Source organism: Actinoallomurus vinaceus, assembly GCF_039542055.1.
GTDB lineage: Bacteria > Actinomycetota > Actinomycetes > Streptosporangiales > Streptosporangiaceae > Actinoallomurus > Actinoallomurus vinaceus.
This window is the reverse complement of record NZ_BAABHK010000019.1, coordinates 39,181-61,634: the sequence shown is the minus strand read 5'-3', so window position 1 is coordinate 61,634 and position 22,454 is coordinate 39,181. Positions and strand designations below refer to the sequence as shown.

Annotated in this window: 23 protein-coding genes; 9 read left to right on the top strand and 14 right to left on the bottom strand. The window is 71.7% G+C overall.

The window, feature by feature from the left end:
* Nucleotides 1-64: 64 nt before the first annotated feature.
* The 4 genes from ABEA24_RS44310 to ABEA24_RS44295 form a co-directional block, all read right to left on the bottom strand.
* Complete coding sequence (locus ABEA24_RS44310; RefSeq protein WP_345440097.1) at nucleotides 65-1,993, bottom strand: WD40 repeat domain-containing serine/threonine protein kinase; 1,929 nt, start codon at nucleotides 1,991-1,993, stop codon at nucleotides 65-67.
* 143 nt (nucleotides 1,994-2,136) lie between these two features.
* The gene (locus ABEA24_RS44305; RefSeq protein ID WP_345440095.1) at nucleotides 2,137-3,384 is read right to left on the bottom strand and encodes an alpha/beta hydrolase family protein; all 1,248 of its coding nucleotides are present in this window, start codon (nucleotides 3,382-3,384) and stop codon (nucleotides 2,137-2,139) included.
* A gap of 35 nt (nucleotides 3,385-3,419) precedes the next feature.
* Nucleotides 3,420-4,283 (bottom strand): ABC-2 transporter permease, encoded by an 864-nt coding sequence (locus tag ABEA24_RS44300; protein ID WP_345440093.1) that lies wholly within the window; start codon nucleotides 4,281-4,283, stop codon nucleotides 3,420-3,422.
* Complete coding sequence (locus tag ABEA24_RS44295) at nucleotides 4,280-5,191, bottom strand: ATP-binding cassette domain-containing protein (protein ID WP_345440091.1); 912 nt, start codon at nucleotides 5,189-5,191, stop codon at nucleotides 4,280-4,282. The genes ABEA24_RS44300 and ABEA24_RS44295 overlap by 4 nt, the downstream gene beginning before the upstream one ends.
* A 148-nt stretch (nucleotides 5,192-5,339) precedes the next feature.
* Between ABEA24_RS44295 and ABEA24_RS44290 the strand changes: the two genes are divergently transcribed.
* Complete coding sequence (locus tag ABEA24_RS44290; protein WP_345440089.1) at nucleotides 5,340-6,545, top strand: sensor histidine kinase; 1,206 nt, start codon at nucleotides 5,340-5,342, stop codon at nucleotides 6,543-6,545.
* A complete protein-coding gene (locus tag ABEA24_RS44285; protein ID WP_345440087.1) occupies nucleotides 6,542-7,195 on the top strand; it encodes a response regulator in 654 nt (217 codons plus the stop codon). Before ABEA24_RS44290 ends, ABEA24_RS44285 begins: the two co-directional genes overlap by 4 nt.
* Before the next feature lie 10 nt (nucleotides 7,196-7,205).
* On the opposite strand, the gene ABEA24_RS44280 is transcribed toward ABEA24_RS44285, so the two are convergent.
* From ABEA24_RS44280 to ABEA24_RS44260, 5 genes are all read right to left on the bottom strand, one after another.
* Nucleotides 7,206-8,150, bottom strand: a complete 945-nt coding sequence (locus ABEA24_RS44280; RefSeq protein WP_345440085.1) for a cation diffusion facilitator family transporter — start codon at nucleotides 8,148-8,150, stop codon at nucleotides 7,206-7,208.
* Nucleotides 8,151-8,183: 33 nt separating this feature from the next.
* A complete protein-coding gene (locus ABEA24_RS44275) occupies nucleotides 8,184-9,320 on the bottom strand; it encodes an SIS domain-containing protein (protein ID WP_345440083.1) in 1,137 nt (378 codons plus the stop codon).
* A gap of 1 nt (nucleotide 9,321) precedes the next feature.
* Nucleotides 9,322-9,495 (bottom strand): Trm112 family protein, encoded by a 174-nt coding sequence (locus ABEA24_RS44270; protein WP_345440081.1) that lies wholly within the window; start codon nucleotides 9,493-9,495, stop codon nucleotides 9,322-9,324.
* On the bottom strand, nucleotides 9,492-10,847 hold the full coding sequence (locus ABEA24_RS44265; protein WP_345440079.1) for a phosphomannomutase/phosphoglucomutase: 1,356 nt from the start codon (nucleotides 10,845-10,847) through the stop codon (nucleotides 9,492-9,494). The genes ABEA24_RS44270 and ABEA24_RS44265 overlap by 4 nt, the downstream gene beginning before the upstream one ends.
* 61 nt (nucleotides 10,848-10,908) lie before the next feature.
* Complete coding sequence (locus ABEA24_RS44260) at nucleotides 10,909-11,271, bottom strand: DUF3499 domain-containing protein (RefSeq protein WP_345440077.1); 363 nt, start codon at nucleotides 11,269-11,271, stop codon at nucleotides 10,909-10,911.
* Nucleotides 11,272-11,461: 190 nt separating this feature from the next.
* Between ABEA24_RS44260 and ABEA24_RS44255 the strand changes: the two genes are divergently transcribed.
* On the top strand, nucleotides 11,462-11,848 hold the full coding sequence (locus ABEA24_RS44255) for a metallopeptidase family protein (protein WP_345440508.1): 387 nt from the start codon (nucleotides 11,462-11,464) through the stop codon (nucleotides 11,846-11,848).
* A 123-nt stretch (nucleotides 11,849-11,971) separates the two neighbouring features.
* On the opposite strand, the gene ABEA24_RS44250 is transcribed toward ABEA24_RS44255, so the two are convergent.
* Both ABEA24_RS44250 and ABEA24_RS44245 read right to left on the bottom strand, forming a co-directional pair.
* A complete protein-coding gene (locus tag ABEA24_RS44250) occupies nucleotides 11,972-12,238 on the bottom strand; it encodes a WhiB family transcriptional regulator (protein ID WP_345440075.1) in 267 nt (88 codons plus the stop codon).
* Between the two features lie 222 nt (nucleotides 12,239-12,460).
* Nucleotides 12,461-13,456 (bottom strand): hypothetical protein, encoded by a 996-nt coding sequence (locus tag ABEA24_RS44245; RefSeq protein WP_345440073.1) that lies wholly within the window; start codon nucleotides 13,454-13,456, stop codon nucleotides 12,461-12,463.
* A 97-nt stretch (nucleotides 13,457-13,553) separates the two neighbouring features.
* Between ABEA24_RS44245 and cofD the strand changes: the two genes are divergently transcribed.
* The 3 genes from cofD (at nucleotide 13,554) to ABEA24_RS44230 (ending at nucleotide 16,871) form a co-directional block, all read left to right on the top strand.
* Nucleotides 13,554-14,498, top strand: coding sequence for a 2-phospho-L-lactate transferase (gene cofD / locus ABEA24_RS44240; RefSeq protein WP_345440071.1), 945 nt, complete (start codon nucleotides 13,554-13,556; stop codon nucleotides 14,496-14,498).
* A 20-nt stretch (nucleotides 14,499-14,518) separates the two neighbouring features.
* The gene (locus tag ABEA24_RS44235; protein WP_345440069.1) at nucleotides 14,519-15,787 is read left to right on the top strand and encodes a coenzyme F420-0:L-glutamate ligase; all 1,269 of its coding nucleotides are present in this window, start codon (nucleotides 14,519-14,521) and stop codon (nucleotides 15,785-15,787) included.
* Nucleotides 15,788-15,911: 124 nt separating this feature from the next.
* Entirely contained in the window at nucleotides 15,912-16,871 is a 960-nt protein-coding gene (locus ABEA24_RS44230) for a hypothetical protein (protein ID WP_345440067.1), read from the top strand.
* A gap of 85 nt (nucleotides 16,872-16,956) precedes the next feature.
* Here the strand turns inward: ABEA24_RS44230 and ABEA24_RS44225 are convergent, their stop codons facing one another.
* Both ABEA24_RS44225 and ABEA24_RS44220 read right to left on the bottom strand, forming a co-directional pair.
* On the bottom strand, nucleotides 16,957-17,985 hold the full coding sequence (locus ABEA24_RS44225; protein WP_345440065.1) for a chitinase: 1,029 nt from the start codon (nucleotides 17,983-17,985) through the stop codon (nucleotides 16,957-16,959).
* A gap of 253 nt (nucleotides 17,986-18,238) precedes the next feature.
* Nucleotides 18,239-18,460, bottom strand: coding sequence for a hypothetical protein (locus ABEA24_RS44220; RefSeq protein ID WP_345440063.1), 222 nt, complete (start codon nucleotides 18,458-18,460; stop codon nucleotides 18,239-18,241).
* Between the two features lie 29 nt (nucleotides 18,461-18,489).
* On the opposite strand from ABEA24_RS44220, the gene ABEA24_RS44215 reads away from it, so the two are divergent.
* Nucleotides 18,490-19,509 (top strand): NADP-dependent oxidoreductase, encoded by a 1,020-nt coding sequence (locus tag ABEA24_RS44215; protein WP_345440061.1) that lies wholly within the window; start codon nucleotides 18,490-18,492, stop codon nucleotides 19,507-19,509.
* A 47-nt stretch (nucleotides 19,510-19,556) separates the two neighbouring features.
* On the opposite strand, the gene ABEA24_RS44210 is transcribed toward ABEA24_RS44215, so the two are convergent.
* Entirely contained in the window at nucleotides 19,557-20,531 is a 975-nt protein-coding gene (locus tag ABEA24_RS44210; RefSeq protein ID WP_345440059.1) for a substrate-binding domain-containing protein, read from the bottom strand.
* Between the two features lie 256 nt (nucleotides 20,532-20,787).
* On the opposite strand from ABEA24_RS44210, the gene ABEA24_RS44205 reads away from it, so the two are divergent.
* Nucleotides 20,788-21,732 (top strand): C40 family peptidase, encoded by a 945-nt coding sequence (locus ABEA24_RS44205; RefSeq protein ID WP_345440057.1) that lies wholly within the window; start codon nucleotides 20,788-20,790, stop codon nucleotides 21,730-21,732.
* Between the two features lie 266 nt (nucleotides 21,733-21,998).
* Nucleotides 21,999-22,385: a hypothetical protein gene (locus tag ABEA24_RS44200; protein ID WP_345440055.1), complete on the top strand. Its 387-nt coding sequence runs from the start codon at nucleotides 21,999-22,001 to the stop codon at nucleotides 22,383-22,385.
* Nucleotides 22,386-22,454 lie beyond the last annotated feature (69 nt).

Genomic DNA, 22,454 nt, shown 5'->3' with positions numbered 1-22,454 from the left:
CGACCGCCGCAGAAGGAATCTTGTCAGAAAAACAGTGCTATCTGTTAATGATCCGCCCGGCGGCTCAGATCCACTTCACGACGGCGCGAGTGGCCGTGTCCCACAGCAGGAGGTTCCGGCCGCCGCCCGTGGCGAGGGTCTTGCCGTCCGGGCTGAACGCCACGGGCCCGGTGGCACGGGAAAGCGTGGTGATCGCTTGGCGGCTCGCCACATCCCAGAGCCGGACGCCATCGCTGGTACGGGCCCCGGAGTTGCCGTTCTGAGCGGGCTTGAGGTCGGCACTGGCGAGGGTCTTGCCGTCCGGGCTGAACGCGACCGCGGTCACCTGGTCGGCCGCGTCGCTGAGGGTGATGCTGCGGGAGCCGACGTTCAGGTCCCAGAGCCGGGTCCCCTGGCCGCCGATGGCCAGGCTCTTGCCGTCCGGGGAGTACGCCAACGCGAGGATCATGTTGGCTTCGTCGAGGACGCCCTTCTCCTGAGTGGTCCTTGTGTCCACGAGCCGCACACTCTTGGCGTTGAAGTTGCCCGCCGCCAGGGTCCCGCCGTCCGGGCTGAACGTCAGCGCTTCGACGGTGTCCTTGGAACCGGAATAGGAGACGGTGACGCGGCCGGTGGCGACGTCCCAGAACCGGACCGTGGTGTCTTCGGCGCCCGCCAGGGTCCTGCCATCGGGGCTGAACGCCATCACTCTCACGCTCGTGGCGTTGCCGGTGAGAGTGCCGGTGGCGTGGCCGGTCGCCACATCCCAGAGCTGGATGGTGGTGCCCTCGGCCCTGGCGAGGGTCCTGCCGTCCGGGCTGAACGCCAGCGCGGACACCTCGCCGTTCACCTTCAGATGGGTTACGGTGCGCTTCTTCGCGGCCACATCGCAGAGCCACATGGTGTCGGCCCCGTCGCCGCCGACCACGGCCAGCATCCTGCCGTCCCGGCTGAACGCCATCAGCTCCACATTGCCAGGTCGGGGCCCGTCGGACTCCGGCCAGAACGCGACCGCGGGAACGGCGACCGCGGCGGCCGTGCCGGCGACCGCCGCCGCGCCGAGCAGGAGAGTACGGCGCCGGATCGGACGTGCGGCGCCCGCCACCGGCTGTGCAGGACCTGCCTCGTGCCTGGTCACCCCCAGTGTCGGCTGCCGAACGTGGACCGTGGCCTCGTGCGGCGGGGCCGTTGGCGTCACCGGCGGCCGCACCATCCCGGGGTTGGTGAGCCGTGCCAGAACGTCGGCGACAGAAGGCCGGTCGCCCGGGGCCTTGGCCAGGCAGGCGCGGACCAGGTCCGCGAGGTCGCCCGTCATCCCGTCGAGGCGAGGCGGGTCGTTGATGATGCGGTGCACGATCGCGGGGATCGTTCCGGCGTCGAACGGGCTACGACCCGTGGCGGCGTAGGTCAGAACGCACCCCAGCGAGAACACGTCGCTCGCCGGTCCGGCCCGGTCCGCGCGCACCTGCTCAGGGGACATGAACGCGAACGTCCCCACCACCGCGCCGTTCGAGGTCAGGCCGCTGGCGTTGGCGTCGCGCGCGATTCCGAAGTCGATGATCCGCGGCCCGTCCTTCGCCATGATCACGTTGTCGGGCTTGAGGTCCCGGTGCACGAGCCCGCAGCCGTGGATCGCCGTCAGCCCCTCGGCCAGCCCCGCCCCCAGCGCCCACACCTCCTTCGGGTCGAGGGAACCGCTCTCGCGCACCATCTGCCGCAATGACGACCCGGCGATGAACGCCGTCACCAGCCAGGGCGGGTCGGCCTCGGGATCGGCGTCGACCACCTGCGCGGTGTGGAACCCGCCCACGCGCCGGGCCGCCTCGACCTCCCGCGCGAACCGAGCCCGGAACCTCGCGTCGCCGACATGCTCCGGCCGGATGAGCTTGACCGCGACCCTGCGACCCCCTGGGGACCAGCCGAGAAACACCTGTCCCATGCCGCCCGCGCCCAGCCGCCCCTCCAACCGGTAAGGACCGACGCTCCTGGGGTCACCAGGGTGCAACGGATCCATCCACGCCACCTCGCTATCGGCCACGAAACCAGCGGGCGCCCACGAACGCCGCAAAGCGCATGGTGTCAGGAAACGATCACGGAGTGGCCATGGTGCGACGAACTGCCGAGCCGTGGCCGGTCACCGGCCGGCGCGGATGCGGGTTACGGGTGCTGGAAGGTCACCTCGGGATTTGCCGCCGTCGGCCCGTCGAGCAGGACCCGGTGCCTGCCTTTGAAGTGCAGGTCGAAGAAGGCGCCGACGTAGGCACGGGTGATCGCCAGTGAGCGCTGCGCGGACAGCTCGATCGGCATGCCCAGCATCGTCTCCAGGACCGGCCCGTCGGTGAAGCTGGAGTGGTCGGCACCGGCGACGGCCGGCCAGCGCTTCCAGCCGTCGAGTTTCGGCCAGTCGCGGTCCCAGGTCGTGTCCTTGTCACTGCCCGAGCTGTGGATGGACTGCGTACCGAGGAGCAGGAAGGGGCGGCCGTGCAGGCCGGTGGCGGGGACCGGCGCGTAGAAGGTACCGTCCAGGTTCACTCCGGCCCGTACCCGGTCGTCGGCGGCCATGGCCAAGGGCGCGGCGTCGCCGCTGATGGAGTGTCCGGCCACGCCGATGTGCCTAGTGTCGATCATGCGGGCGGAGCGCCAGGCCGGATGCGGGCCGGTCAGTTGATCGATCACGAAGGTGATGTCCCTGGCCCGGCTTTCGGCGATGGCCGGCGGGCCGCCTGCGGGAGGCCGGTCGCAGATGACGCAGGCGAGGGTCTTCCCGTCGGGGAAGGTGATGCCGGCGGCCTCGTAGGTGTGGTCCACCAGCGCGACCACGTAGCCGCGGCTGGCCAGGTCCTCGGCGAGCCCGGAGAGGACGGCGCGCGGCAGTGTGAGACCGGGCGACAGCACCACCAGCGGGAAGCGGCCGTGCGTCGGTCGCGCGTCCGTGTGCGCGTAGGTGCGGATGCGACTGATCGTCTCGGGTGGGATGGTGGAGTTCGGGGCCTTCCTCTGCAGCAGGAGACGGGCCTCCTCGGTGGTCATGTACGGGGCGGGTCCGCCGGTCCTGGGCCGGGCCGGGTAGTACATCGACACCATCAGCTGCCGCGGGCCGGCGGTCGGTACCCAGGGATCCGGGCGGTTCTTGTCGACCAGATGCAGCGTCGCTCGGCCGACCGCGTGCCGGCCCGTCGGGCGAGGCAGTTCCGCTTGGGCGCTGGTCGCGTGCGAGGACGCGTCGGCGGAGGACGCGGAGGCACCGGACGCCGCCGTCTGCCGGGCCGGCGACGCGGGCGCGCACGCCGCCAGCGCCGCGGCGAGGAAGACGGCGGGCAGCGCGGTCATCAGCCGGGGCTTCCGGCCGTGCCGGCCCGTCGGGGTGCGTCCGGCGGGCTGCGACTGTGCTGGTTCGAATGTCATCGGGTTCCTCAGGGGTTGTGTGAATGGCCGGGTGGTCATACGTCACGCCGCCGTACGACGATCACGGCGAGGACGGCGGCGACCAGGGGCCACAGGGCGAAGACGATCCACGAGCCGCTGGTCGTCGGCAGCGCGGGGGCCGACAGGGGGTGCCGCAGCGACAGGCAGTGGACCCAGTCGTAGAAGGGGAACCAGGCGTAGAGATCGTTGGCCCACTGGTGGACGGTGGGTTTGAAGAAGCCGGGCACGATCACCAGGACGGCGCAGCACGCGGCGACGGTGCCGGCGGTGTGCCGGAGCAGCGCCCCGATGCCCATGCCGACCAGCGCGGACAGGGGTGCGAGCAGCGCGTTGGCGACCAGCACGTGCGGTACGCCGGAGTCGCCGGGCGACAGGGCGACACCGCGCCCGGACAGGATGGCCTGGCTCACGGCGAAGGTGCCCAGCGACAGGACCGCGCCGAGCACGAGCATGACACCCGCCATGACGGTCGCCTTGGCCGCCACGACGCGCCCGCGGGCCGGGACGGCGGTCAAGGTCGTGCGGATCAGGCCGGTGGAATACTCGCCGGCGATCGCCAGCGCGCCCACCACGCTCGCACCGATCATGACGAGGGTCGCGGTCACGCCGCTGAACGCCGCGGTCATCGGGTCGAAGTGCGCCTTCTCCACGGGGCGGAACGTCGGCCAGGAGTCGTAGGCGTCCAGGCTCTTCTGCAGGGCGGCTGCGATGACGAGCAGCACGCCGAGCCCCAGGACCCAGCGGGTCGAGCGCAGCGACCAGAGTTTGATCCACTCGGCGGCGAGCAGGTCGCGGAACCGGACGCCGGGGCCGGCGGCCGGACGACGCCCGGCGGCCGGACGCGGCACGGCCGCCCGGGGCGACGCCGGGGCGGTCATCGGCGGTCTCCCGCGCGGTACTCGACGCGGTCGGCGGTGAGTTCCATGAACGCCTCTTCCAGCGACGCGGTGCGCGCCGCGAGCTCGTGCAGCAGGATCCGGTTCTGGAAGGCCAGTTCACCGACGCGGGCGGCGGACAGTCCGGTCACCGTCAGCGCGTCGAGGCCGTCCGCGGCCGCGACGGCACCGGCGGCGGTGAGCACGGCGGCCAGGCGAGCGGACTCGGGAGTGCGCACCGTGACACGGGCGCGGGTGCCGCGCGCCGCGAACTCGGCGACGGTCTCCTCCGCGATCAGCTGCCCGCGACCGACGACCACCAGCCGGTCGGCGGTGTTCTGCATCTCGCTCATCAGGTGGCTGGAGACCAGCACGGTACGGCCCTCGGCGGCCAGTCGCCGGAACAGGCCCCGGACCCAGCGCACACCCTCGGGGTCCAGGCCGTTGACCGGCTCGTCGAACAGCAGCACGGGCGGATCCCCCAGCAGCGCCGACGCGATGCCCAGTCGCTGCCGCATGCCCAGGGAGAACCCACCGACACGGCGGCGCGCCGCACCCGCCAGCCCCACCTCCTCCAGGACCTGGTGCACCCGGCGGCGGGGCAGGCCGTTGCCGCGGGCCAGCGCGGACAGGTGCGCGGCGGCGCTGCGTCCCGGATGGACGTCGCCGGCATCCAGGAGCGCGCCGGCGTGGTGCAGTCCGGCGCGCCGCTCGGCGAACGGCCGCCCGTCGATCGTGGCGGTGCCGGCGGTGGGCCGGTTCAATCCGAGGATCATCCGCAGCGTCGTGCTCTTACCGGCGCCGTTCGGGCCGAGGAACCCGGTGACCTGGCCGGGCGGCACCGTGAAGCTCAGGTCGTCGACCGCCAGGACGTCCCCGTAGCGTTTGGTCAATCCGTTGACTTCGATCACCCGATCCACGCTGCCGGAGCCGGTGGCGGCGTGGCATCGGCCCGGCGGCGGGAATCCGGCCGCACGCGGTCGGCCTGCGGGCATACGCCTGCGGGCATACGCCTCAAGGCCGACGCCGGGGCGGTACCCGGACCCGTACGCTCCGGCCGTGGAGTCCCCTCATTCGCCCTCGCCGCCGCGCCGCCTGCCTCCCATCGCGCGGATCGCGCTCACCGGGTGCGGGGTGGCCGGGGTCGCCCTGGTGCTGTTCGCCACGATCACGGGCGGTGCCCGGCCCGGGAGTCGTTGGAACGAACCGGACGCCGTCCTGGTCGCCGTGACCGTGGTCATGGCCTTGCCGCTCGGGTGGGCGAGGCACCGCCCGTGGCCGGTGCTGGTGGCGGTCCTGGCCGAAGTCGCCGCGGCGGTGCCGCTGGGACTGCGCGGCGAGCAGATCTGGCCGCTGTTCGTGGCGTTGGACCTGTTGGTCGCGTTCGTGGCCGCCACTCGCGTGCACCCCCTGGCCGCGGCCGTCGCCACGCTCGCGGTGCAGGAGTCGGCCTATCAGGCGGGCCTGTTCGCGGACGGGGGCCGGCATCGGCTGCTGGTGCCGGGCTTCCTGGTCCTGGCCGTGCTCCTCGCCCTGAGCGTGCTGACGGCCTGGCTGGCCGGGACGCTGCTCCGCCAGCGGCGCGAGTACGGCGAGAGGCTCCGCGCGCAGGCGGAGGTGCAGGCGGTCACCGCCGAGCGTTTGCGCATCGCCCGGGAACTCCATGACATGGTCGCCCACGGCATCGGCGTGATCGCCATTCAGGCCGGCGCGGGCAGCCGGGTCATCGACACTTCGCCGCAGCAGGCCCGGGACGCGCTGCGGGCGGTCGAGGCCACCAGCCGGCAGACCCTGCAGGGGCTGCGGCGCATGCTCGACGTCCTCCGCCAGACCGACCCCGGCACGACGCTCGAGGAGGCCGCCCCGCTCGCGGGACTGGCCGACCTGGACCGGCTCACCGTGACCACGGCGGCGGTCGGCGTCACGGTGGACGTGCGCCTGCGGGGGCGACCACGCCCGCTGCCGCCCATCGTCGACCACGCGGCCTTCCGCATCGTCCAGGAGTCGGTGACCAACGTGATCCGCCACGCGGGCACCCGCCACTGCCGGGTGTCGATCGATCAGCGGCCGGACGAACTGCACGTCGAGATCGTCGATGCGGGACAGGGCGGCACGGCCGATGCCGGATCCGGGCACGGCATCTCCGGCATGCGCGAACGGGCCGCCCTCCTGGGCGGTCGTCTCAGCGCCGGCCCACGTCCCGAAGGCGGCTTCCGCGTCAGCGCACGACTGCCCCTCCCCGCGACCGCCGGGCGGCCGCGATGACGATCCGCGTTCTCCTCGCCGACGACCAGGAACTGGTCCGCGCCGGACTGCGCATGGTCATCGATGCCACCCCGGACGTCGAGGTCGTCGGCGAGGCGGCGACCGGAGCCGAGGCCGTCCGGCTCGTCCGGGAACTGCACCCCGAGGTGGTCGTCATGGACATCCGCATGCCCGGCATGGACGGCATCGAGGCCACCGAGATGATCACCGCCGGCTCCGCGGCCGCCCGCGTCATCATCCTCACCACGTACGACACCGACGCCAACGTCTACGCCTCGCTCCGCGCCGGCGCGGGCGGCTTCCTCGTCAAGGACATGGCCCTCGACGACATCCTCGCCGCCATCCACGTGGTCGCCGCCGGCGACGCCCTGATCGCCCCGGGCGTCACCCGCCGCCTCATCGCCGAGTTCGCCGGCCGTCCCGAACCCGCCCCGCCGCCGGAGCTCGGCCGCATCACCCCACGCGAACGCGAGGTCCTCACCCTGGTCGGCCGCGGCCTGTCCAACGCCGAGCTGGCCGCCCATCTCCACATCAGCCCGGGAACCGCCAAGGCCCACGTCGCCAGCCTGCTCGCCAAGCTGGACGCCCGTGACCGCGTCCAGCTCGTCATCCTCGCCTACGAAGCGGGCCTGGTCTCACCGGCCCGATGACCGACGCGCCTCAGGCCTTCGGGCCGGGCTCCGATGCCACTCCGGAGCGGTCCAGGTCGGGTTCGAGGTAGATGTGGTGGGCCATGGGGACGGCGGCGCGGATGCGCTTCTCCGCGGCGTCGATGGCCTTGGCCACCTCCCCGGCCGTGTCGTCATGGGTGACCGCGATCTTCGCGGCGACGAGCAGCTCCTCCGGGCCGACGTGCAGGGTGCGCAGGTGGATGACGCGGTCGACCTCCTCGACCGACTCCAGCTCCGCCGTGATCTGCTTCTCGACGTCCGTGGACGCCGCCTCGCCGATGAGCATGCTCTTGGTCTCGACGGCCAGCACGATCGCCACGAACGCCAGCAGCACGCCGATGGCCATCGAGCCGACGCCGTCCCAGACGCCGTCGCCGGTGACGACCGCGAGCGCCACGCAGATCAGGGCGATGACCAGGCCGAGCAGGGCCGCGAAGTCTTCCAGGATGACCACCGGCAGCTCGGGCGCCTTGGCACGGCGGATGTAGGACACCCAGCTCTGCCCGCGCCCTCGGGACTGGTTGGCCTCCTTGAGCGCGGTACGGAACGAGAACCCCTCGAGGAGGATCGCGAAGATCAGCACGCCGAACGCCCAGGCCGGGTCATCGACGTCGTGCGGGTCAATGACCTTGTGCCAGCCCTCGTACAGCGAGAACAGGGCACCGATGGTGAACAGCACGACGGCGACGATGAACGCGTAGAAGTAGCGCTCGGAGCCGTAGCCGAACGGGTGCTCACGGTCGCTCGCCCGCTTCGACCGCTTGCTGCCGAGCAGCAGCAGGGCCTGGTTGCCCGAGTCGGCGACCGAGTGCACCCCCTCGGCCATCATCGACGCCGATCCGGTGAACGCGAACGCCACGAACTTCGCAGCCGCGATGCCGAGGTTCGCCCCGAGTGCCGCAATGATCGCCTTGGTACCGCCTTCAGCACTCACGGTCGCTCCTGTCCGTCGCGCGGCCGGTGTTACTCACGTGATCCTCTCTTCGAGTGCCCGGTCGGCCGACGGGTCGATCCCGAGGGCCAGGGCCAGGTAGACGCTGACGTAGTCGATGTGCGCGATGAGCCCGGCGAGCCGCTCCAGCGGATGAGTACCCGGGGCGGTGAGCTCGATGACGGGCACCGCGCGGTCGCGGGCGAACTCGGCGGCGATCTCCCGCCGCCTGGTCACCCGCGGGTGCTCGTCCACGTCGTGGACGAGCACCAGGGACAGCCGTGTGGGCTCCGGGTCCTCGACCCGGTCGCGGAAGAAGTCCTCCTCGGCGCCGGCGCCGGACCCGGCGGTGAACGGGCCGTCGAACATCGCCGCCTGGTCGTGCCACGCCGCCGGCAGCTCGCCGTGGACGGCGGGGTAGCCGGCGTCGGCCGCGAGGCGGCTCGCGAACCGGCGGGCCGCCGTCCCGGTCAGCGGCGACGTGCCCCAGATGACCGGGATGGACCCGGCGATCTGCAGGGCGACCTGCTTGCCGGGATTGACGAACGCCTCACTGCTGGGGCGGCACTGGTGGCTCATGTCCTCCAGCACGACGGCGGCCCGCTCCAGCGCCTCGGGCGTGACGTCGGCCAGCCCGAGCGCCCGCGCGGTCAGGAGCAGGGGGACGGTCAGCCCCCACAGCATCGTCCGCTCCGGGCCGGCCGGGCGTACCGGCACGAACGGCACGCCGGCCTGCACGGCGATGTCGCCCAGCGGCGATCCGCCGGGGCCGACGCACAGCAGGCGGCAGCCGCGGCGTACGGCCTCGACCGCCGCCGACAGGGTCTCCTCGGTGTCCCCCGAGCCGGACACGGCGATGACGACGTCGGGCGCGCCCACCCAGCCGGGCAGCCGGTGGCCGCGTACGGTCGTGATGGGCACCGGGCAGCCCTGGCCGCAGACGGCGGCCAGCACCTCCCCGGCAAGGCCGGAGCCGCCGGTGCCGACGACGACGAGGGCACGCGGACGGCCGCCCTGCGCGATCCGCTCGACGCCCGCCTCGGTGGTGTGCAGCCGGGCCTCACGCACCTGCGCGGCGGCGGACGCGACGCTCCGCAGCATGTCGCCTCGATCGGCGGCCGCCAGCGCCTCGGGATCGTCGAGGCGGCCGGGGTCGACCTCGACAGGACTCATGTCAGGCCGGGGTCCGTGCCTCGTCGACGAGGAGGACCGGGATGTCGTCGCGCACCGGGTAGGCGTACTTGCACGTTCCAGTGCAGACGAGTTCGTCGGCCGCCTCGTCGGCCTTCAGCTCGCCCCGGCAGTTGGGGCAGGCCAGGATCTCGAGCAGCCAGTCGTCGATCTTCAACTGTCTTCCTTTCGGACGATGGCGAGCACTTCGTCGCGCACCGCGGACATGGTCTGGGGGTCGGCCGCCTCGGCGTTGAGGCGGAGAAGAGGTTCGGTGTTGGACGGGCGGAGGTTGAACCACCAGTCGTCGCGGCTGACCGTGAGGCCGTCGAGCTCGTCCACGGTCACGCCGGGGCGCCCCGCGAACTCCGCGCGGACCCGCGCGGTTGCGGCCTCCTGGTCGGCCACCTCGGAGTTGATCTCACCCGAGGCGGTGTACGGGCTGTAGGCGGCGAGCAGCGCGGACAGCGGGCCGTCCTGCTCGCCGAGCGCGGCGAGCACGTGCAGCGCCGCGAGCATGCCGGAATCGGCGTACCAGAAGTCGCGGAAGTAGTAGTGGGCGGAGTGCTCCCCGCCGAAGACGGCGCCGGTCTCGGCCATCGTCTGCTTGATGAACGAGTGCCCGACCCGCGTACGGACGGGCTCGCCGCCGTGCTCGCGGATGATCTCGGGCACGGCCCGCGAGGTGATCAGGTTGTGCACGATGCGCGCGCCGGGGTGCTTGGCCAGCTCCCGTACGGCCACCAGGGCGGTGATCGCCGAGGGGGTGACCGGCTCGCCGCGCTCGTCGACGACGAAGCAGCGGTCGGCGTCACCGTCGAAGGCCAGCCCGATGTCGGCGCCGTGCTCGCGCACGGCCGCCTGAAGGTCCCGGAGGTTCTCCGGCTCGATCGGGTTGGCCTCGTGGTTGGGGAACGTGCCGTCGAGCTCGAAGTAGAGCGGGACCAGGTCGACCGGCAGGCCCTCGAACACGCTCGGCACCGTGTGGCCGCCCATGCCGTTGCCGGCGTCGACGACGACCTTGAGCGGACGGATGCCCGACAGGTCGACGAGCGAGCGCAGGTGGGCGGCGTAGCCCGGCAGCACGTCGAGCCGGCGGACCGTGCCGGCCGGGCCGTCGTGGGCCGGGACGCCCTCCTCCACCAGCCGGCGGATCTCGCTGAGCCCGGTGTCGCGGCCGATCGGCCGGGCGCCCGCGCGGCACAGCTTGATCCCGTTGTACTTGGCCGGGTTGTGGCTGGCGGTGAACATGGCGCCGGGCAGGCCCAGGCTGCCGCTCGCGTAGTAGAGCAGGTCGGTCGAGCCGAGACCCGCCTCGGTCACGTCGGCGCCCTGGGCGGTGGCGCCCCGGGCGAACGCCGCGGACAGCGGGCCCGACGAGGTGCGCATGTCGTGGGCGGTCACGATCGCCGTGGCGCCGGTGACGCGGACGAAGGCGGCGCCCGCCGCCTCGGCTATCGCCTCGTCGAACTCATAGGGCACGACGCCTCGGACGTCGTACGCCTTGAAGATCTTGGCCAGGTCGCCCACTGACGCTCCCCTGCTCACGGCCCGGTCGTCGCATTGCCGTCCTGAGCCTACCGGGAGCGGATCAGGGCTTGCGGGGCGTGTCCGAGCGGAGCACTCGCAGATGGCCTCGGCGGCCGACCTCGACGCCCTGTCCCACCGGCTCCTGCCTTGGCGTGGCGGGCTTGGCGGCCTCGCGGACGGCGTTGGCCAGCGCCTCGAGGTCGTCACTCGTCGGCTCGGACTCTTCGGCGGGCAGCCGGACGAGCTCCCAGCCGACGGGGGCGGTCAGGCGCTCGGCGTGCTCGGCGCAGAGGTCGTAGCAATGGGGCTCGACGTACGCTGCCAGCGGGCCCAGAACAGCGGTCGAGTCGGCGTAGACGTACGTGAGCGTGTAGACAGCAGACTGCTTGCACGCGGTGCGGGAGCAGATCCGGACGTGGCTCACGACGGGAACGTATCTCCTCCTGCCGTACCCGCGCCACTATCCTCACTTCGTGTCGCCGTATTTCCGACGCGCGACCGCATAACGGATCTTTGTGCGGGGGGCAGCCGGGCAAGGTCGGGACTATGCTCAAGGAGTGCGATCCCGGGTGACACGCTCCAGCACACGCCGCCGCGACCGCCGTGGCCGCGGGATGCGAGGGCCGCTCGCGCCGGCGGACGCGCCCATCTCCCGGACCCGGGCCGAACGCTTCGACGATCTCGTCCGCGATGAGGCGCGCCGTCTGGAGCAGCGGTGGAGCCGCGAGCTGACCGGTGTGGAGTTCGCCGTCGAGGAGGTGCCGCCCGTCGAGTCGTGGGCGGACCCCGCCGAGCCGGTTCCGCTGGGGCGCCTGCTGCCCGCGGAGGACGGCAGGCCGGCGCGGATCGTGGTCTACCGGCGGCCGGTGGAGGCCCGGGGCGGCGACGACGAGCGCGACCGCGCCCGGCTGGTCCGCGACGTGGTCGTGGAAGAGGTCGCGGATCTGCTCGGACTGGCCCCGGAGTCGGTCGACCCCACGTACGACTCCCGCGACGACTAGAGCCCCAGCGCTCGCCGGGGAACGACGGTGGTGCCCCCCGGGGGCCTACCGGACCGCGTCGAGCCGTCCGGCCGGCCCCCGGGTGAACGATCACCTCGGGCATCCGCGCCGCTGGTGCGGGCCTCAGCCCGCCGCGCGCTTCAGCTTCCGGCGTTCGCGTTCGGACAGACCGCCCCAGATGCCGAACCGCTCATCATGCCCCAGCGCGTATTCCAAGCATTCCGCCCGTACCTCGCAGGCACGGCACACTTTCTTGGCTTCACGGGTCGAGCCGCCCTTTTCCGGAAAGAAGGCTTCCGGATCTGTTTGCGCGCACAGTGCGCGCTCCTGCCAGCCCAACTCTTCGCCGTCTTCTGTGCCGTGCGTCAGCGGGATGAGCACTTCGCTCACAGACGCACCTCCTCGCCCCGTGGAGTCCCCCCTGGTCACCTTCCCCGACTGAGTCCCCCGGGAAGGCAGAACTACACCCATGAAATTACACGCGTGTATGACCAGCGTCGTCAAGCCGAATGGGCAGGGAACGGTGAGGTGCGGCTAAAAAAGCCGCGGTGACCTGCGGAGACAGCGCTCACTGCGCAGAGTCACGCAGTTATGCGTTTCTGCCGCCGCAGCCTACTCCGGCGGCCGGTACGGGTCGGCCGGATGCGACCGATCCGCCTCCCCGGATCCCGACGAGGGCTCGCCCTGCGCCGACTGGTCCGTGCCACCGCCGTAGGCGCGGGTCCACTCCCCCTCGCCCTGCCCGGCCGGCGGCTGATCCGTACCCCCGTAGGCGCGAGTCCATTCCCCTTCGCTCTCTCCGGTCGACGACTGCCCCGCTTGTCCCGTCGACCCCTCCTGTCCCTGCTGACCCTGTTGTCCCGGTTGCGCGGGCTGGGAAGGCAGGGCGGGCTGCCCCGGCTGAGCCGGCTGAGCGGGCTGCCCCGGCTGGGCCGTCGGCTGCTGGTAGTAGGGCGGCTGGCCGTACGCCTGCTGCGAATACGGATTCTGCTGGCCGTACGGCTGCTGCGGTGCCTGCGGCTGCCCGTAGGGCTGCTGCGGCTGGCCGTACGGCTGCTGGACCTGACCGTAGGCGGGCTGCCCGTACGGCGCCGCCGGCTGGCCGTAGCCCTGCTGCGGGTACTGCGGCCCGGCCGGCTGGGCGGGCGCGAACGACTGGAAGACCGAGAAGACGAAGAACCCACCGACCGCGAGCACGGCGAGCTTCGCGATGCCGTACAGGAACATCGCGAACTTCGCGCCCGCCGGGATGTCGAGCACGATGCCCCCACTGCCGCCGCCGGCCGCGAGACCGGCGAGGATGGTGATCACGTCGAGCAGCGCGATCAACCCGAGCAGGATCACCCCGCCCAGGGCGACGTTACGGGCCTGTGCGGTCGGAGCGCCGACCCGGGAAACCAGCAGCACGGCGACGACGACGAGGCCGACGACGGCCACGCCCGAGAAGAAGCTGTCATTGCCGGCGAAGATGTAGGCGCGGTAGGAGAACGTCGTGCCCCTGCCGTCCGTGAAGAGGCTGATCAGTCCGCTGACGATCTGCAGGAACACCGAGCCGAGGAGGACCCAGGCGCCGGGCTCTCGTAGCCGCTGCGCGGCGTCGTTGTTCACGCGTTACTCCCTGTGAGTGATCCGTTCCCCGCAAGCTTCGCACATTGCCCCACAGCCCGTGGCGTCCACCGGGCCCCGGGGTGCCAGACTTGTCCGCATGCGCATCGTGGCACTCGCGGGCGGAATCGGGGGAGCTCGTTTCCTGCGCGGACTGAGGCAGGCCGCCCCAGAGGCGGATATCACCGTCATCGGCAATACCGGCGACGACATTTCACTGTTCGGGCTACGAGTGTGTCCCGATCTGGACACCGTGATGTACACCCTCGGCGGCGGCATCAACGAAGAACAGGGGTGGGGGCGCGCGGACGAGCGGTTCACGATCCGCGAGGAGCTGGCCGCGTACGAGGTCGGCCCGTCCTGGTTCACCCTCGGCGACCGTGACTTCGGGACGCACATCGTGCGTTCGCAGATGCTCGACGCCGGATACCCGCTGTCCGCGGTGACCGAGGCGCTCTGCGCCCGCTGGAAGCCCGGCGTGCGCCTACTGCCGATGAGCGACGACCGGGTGGAGACCCACGTCGTCATCGAGGACGCCGAGGGCCGGCGCGCCGTCCACTTCCAGGAGTGGTGGGTGCGGCTGCACGCGCAGGTCCCCGCCCGCTCCATCGTGGCGGTCGGCGCGGAGGACGCCAAGCCCGCGCCCGGCGTGCTGGAGGCCCTGGAGGCCGCCGACGTCGTGATCCTGCCGCCGTCCAACCCGGTGGTGAGCGTCGGCACGATCCTGGCCGTGCCGGGCATCCGCCCGGCGGTCGCGGCCAAGACCGTCGTGGGCGTCTCCCCGATCATCGGCGGCGCGCCCGTCCGCGGCATGGCCGACGCGTGTCTGACGGCGATCGGCGTGGAGACCTCGGCCGGCGCCGTGGCGGCGCACTACGGGCCCGACCTGCTGGACGGCTGGCTGGTCGACACGGCCGACTCCGACCTGGACGGCGACCTCGACGGCATCGCCGTCCGCTCCCGCCCGCTCCTGATGACGGACGTCGACGCCGCCGCGGCCATCGCCCGCGCCGCCCTCGACCTCGCCGCGGAGCTGGGCTCGTGAGCGGGGAGGGGAGAGCAGGCGTGCGGTACGAGGTGTTCGGCGTCGACGGTCTGCCGGAGGTCCACGAGGGCGACGACGTCGCCGAACTGATCGCCGAGGCCGGGCTGCGGGACGGCGACGTGGTCGTCGTCACCTCCAAGATCGTCAGCAAGGCGGAGGGGCGCGTCCTCGTCGCCGACGACCGGGAGAAGGCGATCGACCAGGAGACCGTACGCGTGGTCGCCCGCCGGGGCGCCACCCGGATCGTGCAGACCCGTCAGGGCCTGGTGCTGGCCGCGGCCGGCGTGGACGCCTCCAACACCGAACCGGGCACGGTCCTCCTCCTGCCCGAGGACCCCGACGCCTCCGCGCGCCGGATCCGCGCACGCCTCCACGAGCTGACCGGCGTCCGCGTCGGCGTGATCGTCTCGGACACCCTCGGCCGGCCGTGGCGGCTCGGCCTCACCGACGCCGCGATCGGCGTGGCGGGCCTCCCGCCCCTCGACGACCTGCGGGGCCGCGTCGACGCGTACGGCAACCGCCTCGACGCCACGATCACCTCGATCGCCGACGAGATCGCCTCGGCCGCCGAGCTGGTGAAGGGCAAGCTGGCCGGCGTCCCGGTCGCGGTCGTCCGCGGCCTGGGCGACCTGGTGACCGAGGAGGACGGACCGGGGGCACGGGCGCTCGTCCGCTCCCCCGACGAGGACATGTTCCGGTACGGCTCCGCCGACGTCCTGGCGGCCCGCCGCACCGTACGGGAGTTCGGGCCGGAGCCGGTCGACCCGGCCGCGGTCCGGCGCGCCGTGGCCGCCGCGATCACCGCCCCCGCCCCGCACCACACGACCCCCTGGCGGTTCGTGCTCGTCGAGGAGGGCAAGGACCGGCTGCTCGACGCCATGCGCGACGCCTGGACCGCCGACCTGCGCGGCGACGGGTTCAGCGAAGAGTCGATCGCCCGGCGGCTGAGACGCGGCGACGTGCTGCGCCGCGCCCCGTATCTCGTCGTGCCGTGCCTCGTGACGGACGGCGCGCACGACTACCCGGACGCGCGCCGCTCCCGCGCCGAGCGCGAGATGTTCCTCGTCGCCATGGGCGCGGGCGTGGAGAACCTCCTGGTCGCGCTGGCCGTCGAGGGCCTGGGCTCCTGCTGGGTGTCGAGCACGCTGTTCTGCGCCGACGTGGTGCGCGAGACGCTCGACCTGCCGCCGAACTGGGACCCGATGGGCGCGGTCGGCATCGGTCACCCCGCCGCTCCCCCGCGCGACCGCCCGCCCCGCGACCCGGCCGACTTCATCGCGCTCCGCTGAGCGCGTCCCCGGACCGTGTGGCGAAAACACTGCTCTGCGCGTTCGAACCACCCGCTCATGAGAGCGAAGGGGATCACTCGGACGGGGGAGGCCGCGGCGGTAAAGCCGATGTCACCTTGAGGGCATGATCGATGGCCTGGGGATGACGTCGTCGTGGCCGCATCGCGCGGCGCTGTTCTGGACCGTGGCCTATGGCGGCTTCGGCCTGGTGTGCGCGCTGACCGACACGCCTGTCTTCGCCGGCGGTGACCATCGGGCTCCGGCCGGACTCGACTGGTCCGTCGTGGCGATCGCCGCACTGGCAGCGGCGGCCCTGCGGTCGAGGCGGCGCGCACTGCTTTGGACGGCATGCGCCCTGTCGGCGATCTCCGCGTTCGGCCTGCTGATGAACGTGATCACGCTGGTGTTCGAGCAGAGGGTCGACGACCCGGTGGCCGCCGCGAACGAGGCGTTCGCGGCGCTCGGCGTCGTCCTCCTCGCCGTCACGGCCCGCTCCGGACGCCCGTCGGGACGCTCGGTGTGCCCGCCGGCGCCGTCCCCGGCTCCCCGGTCCGCGCGGTGGGCCGCCTACGCGGGCGCCCTGGCGTTCGTCCCGTACGCGCTGATGAAGACGACGTGGGCGGTGGGCGGCACCTTCGCGGGGACGAGCGGCGCGGAGATGCGCGCGATCGCCGAGCGCAACGGCGCGTCCGGGCTGTGGCTCACGCTGGAGTCGTGGGGCATCGACGCCACCGCGCTGCTCGCCGCGCTCGGCATATTCCTGATCTTCGGGCTGGTGCGTCCATGGGGCCAGGTGTTCCCCCGCTGGACCCTCGTCCTACGCGGCAGGCGGGTGCCGCGCTGGCTACCGCTCACGCCGGCCCTCCTCGGCGCCGCCACACTCGCCCCGTACGGGGTGGCCGGAGTCGGTTACGCGGCCCTCGCCACGGCGGGAGCGGTGACCATACCCCGTGGTGACTTCCACACGTCGGCGGACGCCCTGCTCGTGAGCTGGATCGGGCTGAGCGCCTTCGGCGTCTACGGCATCGCCCTGACCGTCGCCGCCCGCTCCTACTGGCTCCGAACCCGCCCGACCTGCGCTTGATCGCCGTGGGTTTCCGCACCGGATGGCGATCCGCCGAGGGTTGTCGGGGCCAGAGCCCCGACAACCCTCGGCGGTTCGCGACGTTTCAGGCTCGGCTGGTGAAGGGGGTGAGGGCGCGGGTGAACTGCCAGGGCTGCTGGGCGACGCCTGAGCAGGTGTTGCTGCCGCCGGTGCCCACACAACCACCGTTGTCGCGCTGCAGGGCCCAGAAGGACAGCTCGGCGATGCCCTGCTGGGTAGCCCAGTGCTCGACCTGGGCCGCGTCGTCGGTGGTGAAGGTCTCCGCCGGGCCGAAGTCGTCGATGCCCACCATCTCGGTGATCCCGACCCGCGACCAGAGCTGCTTGAGGCTCGCGTTCGGGTGGATGGCCTTCAGCTGGCCGACGAGACCGGTCGCGGCCTTGACGGTGTCCTGCGCCATCTCGTGCGGCTGGTTGTCGTAGTAATCGAAGGTCATGATGTTGACGACGGAGATCTTCGCGTGGTTCTGCTCGGCGTTCCGCAGCAGCGCGACGCCGGGGTCGCTGAGGCCCGTGGTGAAGGTCGGCAGCGTGTAGACGAACTGCACGGTCCGGCCGTGCCGGCGCGCCCAGTCCTGGACCAGGGTGATCGCCTTGTTGCGGCGGTCGATCGCGGCGGTGTTGTTGAGGGAGTCGGCCTCGACGTCGAAGTCGAGGCGGGTCACGCCGTAGGTCGTGATGACCTTCTCGTACGCGGCGGCGATCGCCTTGACGTCGGTGCAGCTGTCCGCGATCTCGGTGTTGGTGGTGTCGGCGCCGTAGCCGCCGAAGGAGGGGATGACGTCGCCGCCGGTGCGGCGGATCGCGGTGATGTCGTCGCCGTAGACCGACCAGGACACCGGGGCGCTGGCGTCACCGTTCCAGGTGAGTGTGCAGGAGCCCGGGGTCGCGGTCTGCAGGAAGGCCAGGGTGAGGTACTTGGCGCCGGACTGCTTGGCCAGCGCGGCAGGGCTGTCGGGCAGATAGGTCTCGACGTACGGGGCGAAGACGTGGGGCGGTATGGCGCGCTCGTGCGCCGAGGCGCTGCCCGTCAGACCGAGACCCGCCACGCAGACAGCACCGGCGACGGTCGCGACCCTACGTGACCAGGACATGGGCGACTCCCTCAGAAATGAATAGGAAGGTTTCCTAATCGTTCTGGGAACGTAGAGCGGCGGCTCACCCCTGTCAAGACCCTCGACCAGGCACAAGATCATCCGAGAACCCGGCGCCCCACGGCTCGAGGCGCCGCGAAGTTCCCGTCCGGCGCGATCGCCGGTCCGGCCCCTGGATCACTGACGGTGATCTTCAGCGGGGCGCTTTACGCGCACATGGCGGCGGCGATCTGGACGCCGAGCGGATTGTCGATCACGTACCGCCCGTGGCACTGCGGTCGACGGACGGCGATTCCGTCGACGCGCGGCCGGCTGGGGCAAGGTGCACGGCGGTGGGCGCCGGAACGGGAAGAGGCTGCGACCCTTCGGGCCGGAGCCCGTCGAAGATCAGGCTCAGGTAGCGCCGCCACAGATCGTGGGGGGCGACCTCGCGCAGGGGCGCGACGGCCTGGTACGCGGCGCCGAGCAGAAGCACGGCAGACCGCGCGTACAGAGGGGAATGCGATGAGCACGACGATGAAGGCGGTCGTGGCCGAGGCCTACGGGCCGCCTGAGAGCCTGACCGTCCGGCGGATGCCGGTACCGGTGCCGGGCCCCGGGCAGATTCAGGTACGGGTGCGCGCCGCGGCTCTGAACCCCGCCGACCTCCGCATGGTCGAGGGTGCGATGCACGAGCTGGCCCCGCTGACGTTTCCGCACGTGCCGGGGAGCGACTTCGCCGGTACGGTGGTCGCGCTCGGGGACGGCGTGTCCCGGTTCACCGTGGGCGACGAGGTCTTCGGGCTGGGGCTTCCGCGTGCCGCGGTCGCGATGGCGACGATCTCATCCGACCCGCCCTCGCTGACGACCGGCACGATGGCCGAGTACGCCGTCTTCGACGCCGACACTCCTGCCCTCGCGCCGCGCCCGGCGGAACTGGCCGTCGAGCACGCCGCGAGCCTTCCGATGGCCGCCCTGACCGCGTTGCCGGTCATGCGGATGGGCCGGTTCCAGCCAGACGAGACCGTCCTGGTCATCGGCGCCACCGGAGGTGTCGGCAGCACGGTGGTCCCGCTCCTCGCCGCGGCGAAGGCGCACGTGATCGCCACCGCGGCCGCGACCGACCAGCCCTACATCCGTTCCCTGGGCGCCACCGAGGTGATCGACCATCACGCGGACGACGTGGTCGGCGAGACGCTGCGCCGCCACCCCGGCGGCATCGCGGCGGTGGTCAACCTGGCGGTGCCAGGCGACCGCCTGGTCGCCTTCGGCGAGGCGGTCCGCCCAGGCGGGCGAATCGTGAACGTGGCCTTCCCCAAACCGGATCCGGCCGCGTTCGGCCGTGACGATCTCACCGTCGAGACCGCTTTCATGACCGCGCACGGCGGCGACCTGACGCGCATCGCGGCGCATGCGATCGACGGATCACTGCCTGCCGCGATCGGCCGTCGCTACCGTCTTGAGGACGGGGCCCGCGCCTACCGGGAACTGATCGCGGAACATACCCGCGGCAAGCTGATCGTTGTCATGGACGAGCAGGCATGACCTGCCCTGCCCGAGGCGTGCAGTGACCGGATCCGGCCATAAGGACGTCAGCGCGTGGCGGCGGCGACCTGGGCCGGGGTCGGGGTCGGCAGGATCTTGGGCGGGGTGGGACGCAGGCCGAGCCGGGCCGCGTCGCGGGCGTCGATGCGGCCGTCCGGTGTACGGAAGCCGTACCGCTGGAAGGTGTCGAGGGCCTGTCGCGCCCGCAGCGCCCAGCGGAAGGCGTCGATGGCCTGCGCGCGCAGCGGGTCGCCGGTCACCGCGACGAGCGGATGGTCGAGGAGGAGGGTGCCCTCCTCGGGGACGAGGACGGCGGCCGGGTTGGGCCGGTGGGTGTCGTTGTAGGCGACGACCGACTGTTCCGTCGCGGCCACGAGGGGGCGGCGGAGGTCGGACAGTCCGGCGAAGGCCCCGTAGAGCCGGCCGAGGTCGGGGTCGCGCTGGACGGTGACGGAGCCGATCGTGGCGCGGGTGGCGAGGGTGACGGCGGCGCCGGCGGCATTGCGGGCCGGGTCGAGGGTGCGGATCGACGCGTGCAGTGGGGCGGTCTTCAGGAGGCGCCAGCTGGCGGCCGTCCCCGCGTCTCGTAGCTCGCCGGCGACGGCACGCGGGACGGCGATCACCACGGGTGTCGCGGCGACGGGCGTGCCGGTCGCGAGAGTCCGCGCACCGGCGGCCTCGGCGCGCTTCAGCCACATCGACGAATCGGGCACCCAGGCGTCCGCGTCGAGCGACTCGCCGTTCTTCAGGGACCGTACGACCGCCACCGGGTCGCGCATGTCGATCGTGATCCGCGCGCACCTTCCACCGATCTCGTGAGGCTGCACGTTGAATCGGGCGGCGATGTCGCCGAGCGCGGGGGTGATGTCCGGGGCCGCGACCACGCTGACCTGCAGGGTCTTCCCCTGACAGGTCTGCGGCCGGTCGCGGAGGAGGTACGCCCCGGCGGTCAGACCGGCGAGAAGAAGCACGGCACCGACGATCAGCAGACGGGCCCGCGGATCCCTCCTGGTCACGGCCATGATCCGGAGAATAGTACGCCTGGCGATAAGTGCCGCTAAATGCCCGTTTGCGACGTTTACTTTGCTTTAACCATCAGTGTGGATTTACGAGCGATTTTCGCATTGGCCAGTACCCACTTACTTTGAGTGACGATGCGTGTCCGTTTCAGCCGGATTTGTGAAATAGATGCATTACTCCCCGCAAGGTGTGCCATGATCACCGACCGCAAGCCCCCGACCAGCGCGGCCCCGAGCCGCGCCAGGAGAGGACCCGCTCATGACATCCAGACGACTACTCGTCAACGGGCTGAGCGTCGCGGCCGTTTCCCTCGGCATCGCGGCGGTCAGCGGTTGCTCGTCGTCGCACGTGCAGTCCACGTCGTCCAGCAAGAAGGTCACCGTCCACAACTTCGTGGCGGGGGACAATCTCAACGGACGCGCGGGCAAGTCGCTCAACTCCAAGACCGTCAAGGTCGACCAGTACAAGAAGGGGCAGAAGGGCCCCGTCGTCTGCCAGGACCCGGGCGAGTACGCGTACGGTTCCAACATCTGGGACAAGACCTCCGATGGCACCTGGGTGACCGACGTCTACGTCAAGACCGGCCACACCGGCTTCGTCCCGGGCGTCCCCCGGTGCACCACCGGATCGGAGGGCACCGGCGGCGGCAGCACGAGCGGCAGCGGCAGCGGTGCCGGCTCCAGCAACTGCTACAGCAGCGCGGCCGTGCACGGCCGCAACACCGGCTCCTCCGGCTCCCGCGTCGGCTCGACGAGCGCCCGCATCAAACGGGTGATCGCACTCGCCACGGCCGAGACCAAGAAGGTCCGCAGCTACTCGTGGGGCGCCGGCGGCAAGGGTGGCGCGTCCTGCGGCATCGCGTCCCCGAGCCCGGGCGGCTACCAGGACTACCGCCGCTACGGCTTCGACTGCTCCGGTCTCACGCTCTACGCCTTCTACAAGGGCGCGGGCATCGACATCGGCGCGAACACCAGCCAGCAGTACAGCCGGGGACCGAAGAAGAGCTGGTCGTCGCTGCGCAAGGGCGACCTGATCTTCTGGGGTAGCGGTGACAACATCTACTCCACGACCCACGTGGCGCTCTACATCGGCAACAACAAGATCATCGAGGCCGCGCCGCCACGCGGCTCGCACAGCGTGCACATCACGACCCTGTACGGGTCGGGACGGCACACCGCCCACGTCGTCCGCTTCATCGGTTAAGTGACGACACGGCGGACAGGGTGCCGGACCACCCTGTCCGCCCTCCAGCCCGTCAGCCCGCGAGGAATCCGTGCCTCAAGGGCACCCGTTGCCGGGGTGAATATCTGGGCCACTGGTCCTAGGGAAGGATCGGCGAAGCAGGACTCCAGCATCTAGTCCAGCACTGACCGTGCTCGGTAGCTTCTTCGGGTCATCCCGCTTGTGCGCGCATATCCACTAACTGCGCCCGAAGCCAGGCGGTTGAGGCGAGTAGATAGGAATTCCCGATGAAAAAGCTTCTGTTGGCAGGCGCGGCAGCCGCCGCCATCACGGTCACCGGCCTCGGAGTCTCCCCCTCCGCATCCGCCGCTCCGGCCTCCTCCCCCTCCGACGTGACCATCGCGTCCTGCCTGTACAAGGTGAAGGCCAAGGAGGCCATCAAGATCCGCACGTCCAAGAAGAAGAGCGCCACCGCACTCGGCGTCCTTCCCAAGGGCAAGACGGTCTGCTCCGACAAGTGGGAAACCGGCGGCAAGTACAACTACCACGACGGCTGCAACAACAAGCACGACTGGAAGAACGCCTGGGACCACATCTCTTACAAGCCCAAGGGCCACAGGACGATCAAGGGCTGGGTGCCCAGCACCTGCCTGAAGGTCCTCCCCAAGGCCTGACGAGCACCTGAGACACGCGCCCCGGGGCCGACCGGCCCCGGGGCGCTGTCGTGTCCGTTCGTCCGTCGG